Below are 10,227 nucleotides of genomic sequence, written 5' to 3'. Positions count from 1 at the left end.
GTTCGCCTTTGATACTCGGGGGCTTCCTTGCTTTCATACATTCAGGCCCCCGAGGAGCAACAGCGACCGAAAGCGCACATAAAGCCGGAGCGACCAGCCCTCGCACTCACCCCTTCACGGACCCTGCTGTAATGCCCTGAATAATATATTTCTGCATCAGCAGGAAGAAAATAATGATTGGCATGATGCCCAGCACCAATGCCGGCAGTGCCAGATCCCACTGCTTCGTATATTGACCGAACAGGGCAAAGGTCGCGATCGGAATGGTGCGAAGATTGGAGCTTTGCAGGATCAGGGACGGCAGCAGATAGTCATTCCAGATCCAGAGTGTATTCAGAATAATGACGGTGATGTACATCGGCTTCATGAGCGGGAAAACAATTCGGAAGAATACCCCGTAAGCCGAGCTTCCATCGACCCTTGCAGCCTCTTCAATCTCCAGGGGAACCGATTTGACAAAGCCATGAAACAGGAAGATCGACATTGGGGCCCCGAACCCGAGATAACAGATAATCAGTCCACCCAGACTGTCGATCAGCCCCAGATTGCTGGTTACCGTAACGAGTGGAATCATGATAGACTGAAACGGAATCACCATCGCTGCAATAAACAGGCCGAACAGAATCCGGTTAAACCGTGTATTGCTGCGTACCATGCGGTACGCGGCCATGGAGCTGATCAGCACCAGCAGCAGATTGCTGACGATGGTTACGATCAGCGAGTTGACGAGTGCTGACGGGAAGCTGATTTTCTCCCAGGCGTTGGCGTAGTTGCCCCACTGGAACGCTTCCGGCCAGGCAGCCGAGTTGGTGAGCAGATCACCAAACGTTTTGACCGAATTCACAAACAGGAAGTAAAACGGAATGAGGAACAATAACCCGAGCAGCACCATGATAATTTCAGTGATCATAGTACCGAAGCGGTAATTTTTCGTTGTCTCCATCAAGCTTCTACCTCCTTGCTCTTCGTCACACGCACCTGAACCATCGTGATGATTGCTACAATGATAAAGAATATAAATGCTTTAGCCGTTCCAATCCCGTACCGGTTGTTAACAAAGGCCTCATTATAGATGTTCAGTGCAACCGACTCGGTTGATCCAAACGGACCGCCCTTGGTGAGTGACAGGTTGAGATCGAACATTTTGAAGGACCAGGAGATCGCCAGGAACAAACAGATCGTTACACCAGGCATAATCAGTGGTAAAATAATGCTCCGTAATACCTGCCAGCGGCTGGCTCCATCAATTTCAGCGGCCTCCAGCAGATCAGAGGATACATTCGTCAAGGACGAGATGTAGATAACCATCAAATATCCAGCGGTCTGCCATACAAATACGATGACAATTCCCCAGAAGGCTGTCGGCTCATCGCCCAGCCACGGGAGGTTGAAGAAGGACCAGCCCGTCACGTCGCCTACTGCTGAAAACCCTTTCACAAATATGAACTGCCAGATAAAGCCGAGCAGCAGCCCGCCGATGACGTTAGGCATAAAAAAGATGGTACGTAGCACATTTCTCGTCTTGAGCGGTTTGGTCAGAAAATAAGCGAGAAAAAAACCGATCACGTTGGTGAGGAGCACCCCCACAACAGTAAAGCGTACCGTAAACCAAAACGCAGTCTGGAACTTGGGATCGTTTGCAAAAATATGCACGAAATTATCAAGTCCTACCCAGTTCACGCTGGCAGATACTCCGTTCCAGTCCGTGAAGGAATATACCATGCCAAGCAGGAAAGGGACCACGATGATGAGAATAAAAAACACAACGGAGGGACCCACGAACACAAGCTGCTGTAACAGCTGTGAAGACTTGCGATGCTTCATATCGTTCTCCCCTTCTATAGATGGTTGATATTGGTCTCTTGTTCTATTAAACTCCAAAATCATACAGAGACATACCGACACTTGTGAACAATCGGGTGTAAAATATTGTCCTCTCGACGATCGGCCAGAAGGGGTGTACTGATGTCCAAATATTACAGCATTCGCACCAAACTGATTGGCTTTATGCTAATTGCCACGACCATTCCACTGCTGGCGTCGATCAGCATGACGTTTATCCAAACAAAAACAGCCTTGCGAGATCAAGCCCTGGAAGAGAACAAACGGCTCATCTATCAGGCATCGACCAATCTCAACAATTACGTTGATAATGTGGCACGAGCCTCGCTCGCCGTATACAATGATCCTAACTTCCTGCGTAATCTCGCCAAATTACCGGGTGACTATCGGGCCGTTGCCGAGGTGTACACCACGTTGCAAACGATCAAGGCCGCTGTACCGGATGTGTTCCAGCTTTACCTGCATTCCTTTGCATCCAACCAGTCCACCTTGATTACAAGCCCTTTCCCGAAACGGGAGGAACGCAAGCAAGCCTATTCCGATGCACTGCATGGTCAGGCAGGGACAACAAGCTCAGACATCTGGGTGGAGTCCGCACATATGAGCCATACCTATGGCTTCAAGGCCGCTTCTCCCGATGATTCACCAAGAACGGTCATAACCCTGCACCGAATTATTCGGGACATCCCTTCCCCTGAACGGCTCGGTGTGCTGGCTATCGACCTCAATATGAACAGCATTTCCGCAATCTGCAGCAGACTATATGACCCGGACAAAGAACAAATCTATGTCGTGGATGGACAGAATCGGATTATCTATCAAGGCCACACAGAGGTACAAGGAGCTCACGAGGCCAACCATCTGCAGCCAGTGGCAGCGAGCGCGCTTCAAGAAGGACGGGCCCATGCCAGCGCAGCGCGTAATGCGGCAGGTCATTTCGAGCAGGATCACTCGATGTATGTATATCAGCAGCTCGGAAATAGCTATGCAGACTGGACCATTGTGAAACAAATTCCTAACGAAACGTTGTATGCAAGAGCGACTTCGCTCACCTGGAATAATGCAGTGATTGCCATTGTAGCGCTTGTATTTGTGATCGTAGCAACCTTGTTTATTTCCATACGCATCACAGGTCCGCTCAAACAGCTGATGCGGTATATGAACCAGATTCAGGCAGGCCGTCTGCATGTCGATATCCACCTGTCGAGCCGGGATGAATTCGGGGTACTGGCAAGGCATTTCCGGGATATGATGGATACAGTCAACAACCTGATTTTGCGGGAGTACCAGCTGGAGCTGGCAAACAAGACCAATCAGCTCAAAGCGCTGCAGGCACAGATTCACCCGCATTTTCTGTATAATACCTTGCAGTCTATCGGTACACTGGCACTGCAGCAGCAAGGGAAGCGAGCCTATACCCTGCTATCCTCCTTATCCAAAATGCTGCGTTACAGCATGCGCGATCAGACCTGTGTCACTCTCCGTGAAGAAGCGGAACACGCCCGGTTGTATCTGGAGCTTCAGCAGGAACGCTTTGGTGAACGGCTTGAGGTGCAGATGCAATTTGCCGAGGATACCTTATCAGTACAGATGCCCCGGATGACACTGCAGCCGTTAATTGAGAATTACTTTAAGCATGGAGCAGATATACAGCCGGGAAAAGGCTACATCTCTATCAGCAGCCGCTGCGTGCATGAACAATGGATCGAGATAGAGCTGATCAACAATGGTCCAGCTATTCCCGAAGACAAGCTGAGTGAGATCCGAAGCTGGCTTCAACCGCAGGAAACGACAACGGAAATGATGAACGAATCGGAAATGACCGAATCCATCGGCCTTCGAAATGTTGTACGCAGACTTGCCCTGAACTCCCACCCAGGTAAACCTGCCAGAATCGAGATTGATAATATCCAGTCAGGCGGTGTGAAGCTTCTAGTCAAACTATACGCGGGAGAGTGAAACTATACATGAAAGCACTGCTTGTCGATGATGAACAACACGTCCGTCATGCCATCCAGTTACTCGGTAACTGGGATGAGCTGGGCATTGACGTATTACTGGAAGCAGCAGATGGACACGAGGCAATCGAAGCGATTACAGCTCATCAGCCGGAAATCATACTTAGTGATATGCGCATGCCCGGCAAGGATGGCATGGCATTGCTTGAATGGATATCCGCTCATCACCCCCATAGTAAGGTCATTGTCATAAGCGGGTATGACGACTTTGAACTGGTCAGACACGCCATCCGCCACGGCGGCATGGATTACTTGCTGAAGCCTGTTGAAGCCGAGGAACTGAATGCTTCTTTGCTCAAAGCGGTTAAGGCGTGGATGGATGAAGAGGCTTCACGTACAGAGTCCGCCAAACAATCCATCGTCGTGAACCAGATGCGACCGCATTATCAGGATCGTCTGCTCACGGAGCTGGCGATCGGCAGAGGCAGCAGATCTGCACACATCCAGCGTTTGCAGGAGGAATTGAACCTGCCCTGCCATATTCCATTATGCAGCGTGGCTGTCACCAGCCTGTCGCATCTCGACCCGGATTGTCTGGCTAAATATCGTAGCCAGCCGGACCTGCTCATTTTCTCGGTGCTGAATGTCTGTGCAGAGATGCTGAGCACCCCGGCAGAAGGTGTTACTTTCCATCAGCTGAATCAGCCAGATGAAATCGTACTGCTGCACTGGGGTTCGCAATCCTCACTGGAGCATATTCTCCGTACGATTAATGATGGATTGGAGCAGACGATACATCGCCGGCTTCATTTTGGCATATCGTCCTGTGACAACTACCCTGATGGCATATCAGCAGCCTATCTGGAGGCCAGCTCTACATTGTGGAGGCGGAATATCTTGCTTACATTCAAGCGCATTCACTCCACCACAGAAACTGCTGGCAGAACGAAAGGCAAACGGCTCAGCAGCTTCGAAGAGCCCATGCGCATTGCGGCCATGAGTTGCCGCGCTGCCAGTGTATCTGCTGTCGTCGCTGAGTGGCTTGATCCGTTCACGGAGCTTGAGGCGATCAGCGCAGAGCAGCTACAGCTGTGGATGCAGGAGCTGGAATGGATGCTCAGCCGCTGGTTAGCAGATAGAGAACATACTACCGTTTATGAGGAAGAATCTGTTGAAGAACACGAGCTTCCGTTGACTGAGCTTCCGTTTGATGCTGAAGGATTGCTCTCCTTTCCTCAGCTTCGATCTTTGCTGGAGCATCGTCTGCTGGCAGCCGGGAAAGCACTCACAGCTCAGCATCACACCGATCCTGATCCCATGACTGAAATTGCCCGCTACATGGACGCTCACTATCAAGAAGACTTGTCCTTGCAGCAGATCGCCGCACGTTTCTACCTGAGCAGAGAGTACATCTCACGCAAGTTCAAGCAGCAGTTCGGGCTGAACTGGTCGGAATATCTGGGCAGGCTGCGGATCAATAATGCCAAGCTACTGCTCCATAACCCTTCACTTCGAGTGGCTACGATCTCGGAGATGGTTGGTTTTCAGGATGAGAAGTATTTCAGCAAAGTGTTCAAAAAAATCGAAGGCATCACACCTGCCGAGTATCGAAAAACGGTCATTCACACAGGTATGTGATTAACCTGTGTGCATTAAAAAAAGAGGATTTCTCGACATAATCTGTCAGGGAATCCTCTTCACGTATTCATTTGCAGCCAACCATGGATTATCGTCAGGAAGGGTTTTCACCTCCATTCGATTTTCTGCTCCCGCAGGATGACATTAGGCACAAGCCGGATATAGATCAGTTCCCCCACAAGCTCCACCATCGTCTGAGTAACGATAACGGCCGCGGCGATAGCAGCCCACTCCGCGGGAAGCGACAAAGCCAGCGGCAGAACAACCAATGAATTTCGGGTGGCAGCACTAAAGATCAACGCCCGGCCTGCACCTGTATCCAATCGGAAGAGTTTTGCAATGATTCGGGATAACAAGGGCATAATAATTAGAAAAGCAAGATAGATCGGTATAACCTTCAGAATAATGCCTACATCGTGATAAACCTTACCGATCTGCGAGGCAACAACTGTGGTTAAGGCCAGAGCCATCATGGGAACCGGTAACCATGCTATAGCATTAAGCACCCGTTGTCCGCTTGCATTTTTCTTGGAGAGTAGCTGAGTAAGCACTGCCAGCATTAGCGGAATCATAATCAGGAACAGGAAAGCCTCTGCAAACGGACCGGCCTGCATCATTCGAGCTGCTTCTACGCCGAGGAAAAGCCAGAGATACACGGGCAGCAGAAGCATCTGCACCACGAACAGAACCGGAGTCGCTGCCAGCATCAATCGCTCATTCCCCCGCCCTAACTGTGTAAACACGATGACATAGTCAATACATGGGGTCAGCAGTACAAGATATACGCCGATTAGAACGGCAGGCGATTGCGGAAACAGCAGAGTAAGCAGCCACACCACCGCAGGTACAACGATAAAGTTAACCATGATCAGTGCAGACATAAAACGCAGATTCATCCAGGATGCTTTGAGCTCCAGAAAAGGGATCTGTACAAACATGCTGTATAACAGCACAGCCAGAATGGGAGACACCGCATGATGAATAACATCTCCCGATTCGGGGGCGGTCAGTCCAATCCAGGCACCTGCAAGCAGAGCTGCCACATATAGCCAGGTTTGCTGCTTCTCCATCATTTCTCTAGTAAACATCACAACTCCCCCTTCCTGTGAGCCGGCATCTATGGGCATATTTCAACCGATTGTGGCGTACATTGGGACAGAGGACAACTCCGTCCCATGAAGCCACGTCCATCCTGTCGTCCTGAAGGTCAACTGCATACTTTGGATGCGGCGATTATTAGAACACGTCATTCGTGGGTAAATTCATTGTAGACTGACCCGCGGTTCATTAAAAATAGTTAAACTAAGGAGGAAACGTCATGTCCCGTAACAATCCGTACAAATGGTTAAACGCCCTCGGTTTTATAGCTGTTATTATTGTGAACTATCTCTCCAATGCGCTGCCGATTGGTGGACGGACCAACAAGGAAGTATCGGACATGTACCCTGTATTGCTGACACCTTCGGGTTACGCCTTTGCAATCTGGGGTCTGATCTACCTGCTTCTGGCCGGCTTCATTATCTATCAATTTGTTCCGGCGTCCTGGAAAAATGATTCCATCACCCGTCTTGGCTACTGGTTTCTTGCCAGCTGTGTCTTTAACGTGGCGTGGATCTTTGCTTTTCAGAATCTGTACATTGGACTCGCGCTGATCATTATCGTACTGCTACTGCTCAGCCTGATTGTACTGTATGTAAGAACACGTGAGATCACCATGCCTACCACTGCCGAAATATGGCTTGTCAAACTGCCCTTCAGCGTATATCTCGGATGGGTCAGCGTAGCTACGATCGTTAACGTAGCGGTCTTTCTATACAAAATCGGATGGGACGGATTCGGCATTAGTGAAACCGCTTGGACGATCATTATGCTGATCGTGGGTGCAGTGCTGGCTGTGCTGGTCAGTTTCCGTTACCGCGACAGTGTATACCCGCTCGTGTTTACTTGGGCTTATATCGCCATTGCACTGAAACAAAAGGATATCACCTCTGTGTATTACACAGGAATTATCCTTGCAATCGTGCTTGCAGTTTATGCTGTATGGCTGTTCTTCGCCCGTAATCAAGACCGTGATTAGATCGTTCCTTCCATTATAAAACAAAACTACAGCAAAAAAGCCGATTTGGGGTCAATTCCCCCTTTAATCGGCTTATTTTGCTGTAACAGGATGCGGAATAGAAGGGGACCCCCGTAACAGGGTGATCCGGCATTCTATTTCAGTGCGATAACTTCAATCTCTACCAATGCATCTTTGGGCAGACGCGCTACCTCTACAGCACTGCGTGCAGGGTACGGCTGCGTAAAAAAGCTGCTGTATACTTCATTGACGGGAACAAAGTCATTCATGTCTTTGAGGAATACGGTTGTTTTGACCACTTTATCCATGCTTGTGCCTGCGGCTTCCAGGATGGCTTTCACGTTGCTCAGGGACAACCGAGTCTGCTCCTGAACATCTGCTCCGAATTCACCCGTTTGCGGATTCAGACCCAGCTGACCTGAGGTATAGATGAAGTCACCTGCATCTACCGCCTGACTGTATGGACCGATAGCGCCTGGTGCCTGCTCGGTCGAGATTGCTTTTTTCATTCGACAGCTTCTCCTTTGTGTTCGCTGCCCTGCCACCTATAAAGCGGACAAGACTTTGCTGTTATTTTTAAAACCTATTATATCATGCTCTTATTCAGGGGAGAAACGCTTGTCACTCTGCTCCAACGGCATGAATTACATCATTAGGATACACGTGAATGCCCGCGGTCTGAACGATGGCGATATTCCTCATCGCTTGAGCAATCGTTGAAGCTTGCACAGCCCGGTACTTGGCTGGTGTCCAGCGATCGAGCCATTTCATGGCATGGGCAGCAAGCTCCTCGCCAAAACGCTTCTCTCCGCGATCACCCAGAATGAGTGATGGGCGGAAGATGTGCAGGGAACCAAACCCGATATCGGAGAGTGCATCCTCCATCTCTCCCTTGGTCCGGCTGTAAAACACACGTGAACTCGCACTGGCTCCCATAGAGGATATAACCAGCATCTGTTCTACGCCATGCTGTTTAGCCAGCATCGCAGCACGAACGGGATAATGAAAATCAACCTCGCGGAATTGCTCCTGACTGCCCGCTTTTTTGATCGTGGTGCCCAGACAGCAGTAGAGGTCATGGATGCCTTCAAACAGCTCCCCCTGACTATCCAGCTCCGCCCAATCTACGATATATTGCTTCAGTGCGGGGTGCTCCAGCTCAAGTCTTCGTCTGACCAGAATGCGAACCTCGCTGTAATGCGAATGCTCAAGCAGGCTGCGTACCAGCAGTCCGCCGACCAGCCCGGTAGCCCCGATCACCATCGCTTTACGTTCAGGATGAGTCATATCCATCCCTCCAATCTGTCCATTATATATCGGATGATCCTGAAACTGTTTGTTCTGTATTTATTTCAAAAGCACACGTCGTCCCAAGGTAAATGTAAGCAGCAGCATGACTGCACCCACCGTCACCTGAAAGCCGTAAGTGGAGATCCAGACCATCGCTTCCGAGAGATTCTCCATCTTCTCGTACAGCCAGCCGCCAATCAGCGGACCGATAAACGAGGTTACGCCAGTCAGAGCCGAATAGACGGCGACAAACATTGGCCTTTCACTTTTTGGCGTATCTCCGATCGTAAAATTAAACGCAAGCTGGTTAAAGCCGCCAACACCGATGCCGAGGAAGATATGGGACAGAAACAATGCAACCAATACCGGAGCAAAGGACATCAAGCCCCATGACAGACAGGATAACGCAATCACAGGCAATGTCCAGAATAGCAGCGTTTTGTTGCTATATCTTGCATTCAGATTGCCCCAGATATAGAATCCGGCCATCATCACCAGTGTCTGAACTACCGTAATCAGGGAGACCATCTGATAGCTGATCTTCAACAGATCCAGCATGACATAAGAATAAAGTGGAACAATTAATGTCTGAATCAGCAGCCACACCGCCAAAAAAACAGTCGCCTTCAGGAAAGCCCGATCCTGAAACGGCTTGACGAACATACGGGAGAAAGACTTTTCGGTCGAGCGCTCAAACGGCATATCCGGGTAAAAGAAATAGATTACGGTATTGGCAATGGCACAGATCCATACCGGAATAAACAGAATGAGAAAACCCGTTTCTCCGGGATAACGATCCAGAAGAATGCCTCCGCCAAACAAGCATACGCTTCCAAGTGCATTCAGAATCGTATTTCGTATCCCGAAATAACGTCCTCTCACCTTGGCAGGCACGATATCCCCGATCAGGGAAGTCCAGATCATACCGCCAATGGTATTACATATAAAAGCGATGGTATATAAGCCAATATAAACGCTGACCCACCATTCCTTGGGGAACATGAACGGAATCAGTCCCGTTGCACTCCACAAAATACGGTGAGCCCCAACGAACAGCAACAGCGCGCGCTTTCGGCTGCGAATACGCTGCATCCAGTATGCAGCACCGATCTGTGCGATGTTAACAAACGTGGTAATGGCGAGCACAAAGCCGATATGCCTCGACCCGGCCCCAAGGTACAGCAAAAACCCGGTTAGAAATGGACCTCCCAGCAACGTTTGCAAAATAATTGCAGGTACGCCCTCCCATGTTGCGATTGATAAATTCGTGCGTTGTGTCGAACCCTTGCGCCGTGGCTTGCTCATGAACGAGGAGGGGTTCATCTTGACCATCTTCTGTATGGGGATACACTCCTTAGACCGGGTCATGCTTTGCCGGCCGATGCTAGTTGTCATCCCAAATTCTACTCCAGGCACGAAGGT

Annotated in this window: 9 protein-coding genes; 3 read left to right on the top strand and 6 right to left on the bottom strand. The window is 49.8% G+C overall.

The annotated features are described in order from the left end of the window. Nucleotides 1-106: 106 nt before the first annotated feature. The gene (locus DFQ00_RS24165; RefSeq protein ID WP_110899032.1) at nt 107-943 is read right to left on the bottom strand and encodes a carbohydrate ABC transporter permease; all 837 of its coding nucleotides are present in this window, start codon (nt 941-943) and stop codon (nt 107-109) included. Further along, nucleotides 943-1,824 (bottom strand): carbohydrate ABC transporter permease, encoded by an 882-nt coding sequence (locus DFQ00_RS24160; RefSeq protein WP_110899031.1) that lies wholly within the window; start codon nt 1,822-1,824, stop codon nt 943-945. Before DFQ00_RS24160 ends, DFQ00_RS24165 begins: the two co-directional genes overlap by 1 nt. A 141-nt stretch (nt 1,825-1,965) precedes the next feature. Between DFQ00_RS24160 and DFQ00_RS24155 the strand changes: the two genes are divergently transcribed. Both DFQ00_RS24155 and DFQ00_RS24150 read left to right on the top strand, forming a co-directional pair. Further along, nucleotides 1,966-3,801: a cache domain-containing sensor histidine kinase gene (locus DFQ00_RS24155; RefSeq protein ID WP_110899030.1), complete on the top strand. Its 1,836-nt coding sequence runs from the start codon at nt 1,966-1,968 to the stop codon at nt 3,799-3,801. A gap of 8 nt (nt 3,802-3,809) precedes the next feature. Then, nucleotides 3,810-5,438 (top strand): response regulator transcription factor, encoded by a 1,629-nt coding sequence (locus DFQ00_RS24150; RefSeq protein ID WP_110899029.1) that lies wholly within the window; start codon nt 3,810-3,812, stop codon nt 5,436-5,438. Nucleotides 5,439-5,545: 107 nt separating this feature from the next. On the opposite strand, the gene DFQ00_RS24145 is transcribed toward DFQ00_RS24150, so the two are convergent. Then, the gene (locus tag DFQ00_RS24145) at nt 5,546-6,529 is read right to left on the bottom strand and encodes an arsenic resistance protein (RefSeq protein ID WP_174812224.1); all 984 of its coding nucleotides are present in this window, start codon (nt 6,527-6,529) and stop codon (nt 5,546-5,548) included. Between the two features lie 227 nt (nt 6,530-6,756). On the opposite strand from DFQ00_RS24145, the gene DFQ00_RS24140 reads away from it, so the two are divergent. Beyond that, on the top strand, nt 6,757-7,515 hold the full coding sequence (locus tag DFQ00_RS24140; RefSeq protein WP_110899027.1) for a tryptophan-rich sensory protein: 759 nt from the start codon (nt 6,757-6,759) through the stop codon (nt 7,513-7,515). 134 nt (nt 7,516-7,649) lie between these two features. Here DFQ00_RS24140 and DFQ00_RS24135 read toward each other — a convergent pair whose 3' ends face one another. The 3 genes from DFQ00_RS24135 to DFQ00_RS24125 form a co-directional block, all read right to left on the bottom strand. After that, nucleotides 7,650-8,024 (bottom strand): RidA family protein, encoded by a 375-nt coding sequence (locus tag DFQ00_RS24135; protein ID WP_090918620.1) that lies wholly within the window; start codon nt 8,022-8,024, stop codon nt 7,650-7,652. A gap of 112 nt (nt 8,025-8,136) precedes the next feature. Next, nucleotides 8,137-8,802, bottom strand: a complete 666-nt coding sequence (locus tag DFQ00_RS24130) for an oxidoreductase (protein ID WP_110899026.1) — start codon at nt 8,800-8,802, stop codon at nt 8,137-8,139. A gap of 60 nt (nt 8,803-8,862) precedes the next feature. After that, complete coding sequence (locus DFQ00_RS24125) at nt 8,863-10,110, bottom strand: MFS transporter (protein ID WP_244213986.1); 1,248 nt, start codon at nt 10,108-10,110, stop codon at nt 8,863-8,865. Nucleotides 10,111-10,227: the final 117 nt, after the last annotated feature.

Source organism: Paenibacillus barcinonensis (genome assembly GCF_003217495.1).
GTDB classification, from domain to species: domain Bacteria; phylum Bacillota; class Bacilli; order Paenibacillales; family Paenibacillaceae; genus Paenibacillus; species Paenibacillus barcinonensis.
Note: the sequence above shows the minus strand (reverse complement) of the source record. Positions and strands in the feature narration are given on the sequence as shown.

Coding starts and splice junctions, on each gene's coding strand:
- DFQ00_RS24165 (WP_110899032.1), bottom strand. CDS start 943: ATGGAGACAACGAAAAATTACCGCTTCGGTACTATGATCACTGAAATT.
- DFQ00_RS24160 (WP_110899031.1), bottom strand. CDS start 1,824: ATGAAGCATCGCAAGTCTTCACAGCTGTTACAGCAGCTTGTGTTCGTG.
- DFQ00_RS24155 (WP_110899030.1), top strand. CDS start 1,966: ATGTCCAAATATTACAGCATTCGCACCAAACTGATTGGCTTTATGCTA.
- DFQ00_RS24150 (WP_110899029.1), top strand. CDS start 3,810: ATGAAAGCACTGCTTGTCGATGATGAACAACACGTCCGTCATGCCATC.
- DFQ00_RS24140 (WP_110899027.1), top strand. CDS start 6,757: ATGTCCCGTAACAATCCGTACAAATGGTTAAACGCCCTCGGTTTTATA.
- DFQ00_RS24135 (WP_090918620.1), bottom strand. CDS start 8,024: ATGAAAAAAGCAATCTCGACCGAGCAGGCACCAGGCGCTATCGGTCCA.
- DFQ00_RS24130 (WP_110899026.1), bottom strand. CDS start 8,802: ATGACTCATCCTGAACGTAAAGCGATGGTGATCGGGGCTACCGGGCTG.
- DFQ00_RS24125 (WP_244213986.1), bottom strand. CDS start 10,110: ATGAGCAAGCCACGGCGCAAGGGTTCGACACAACGCACGAATTTATCA.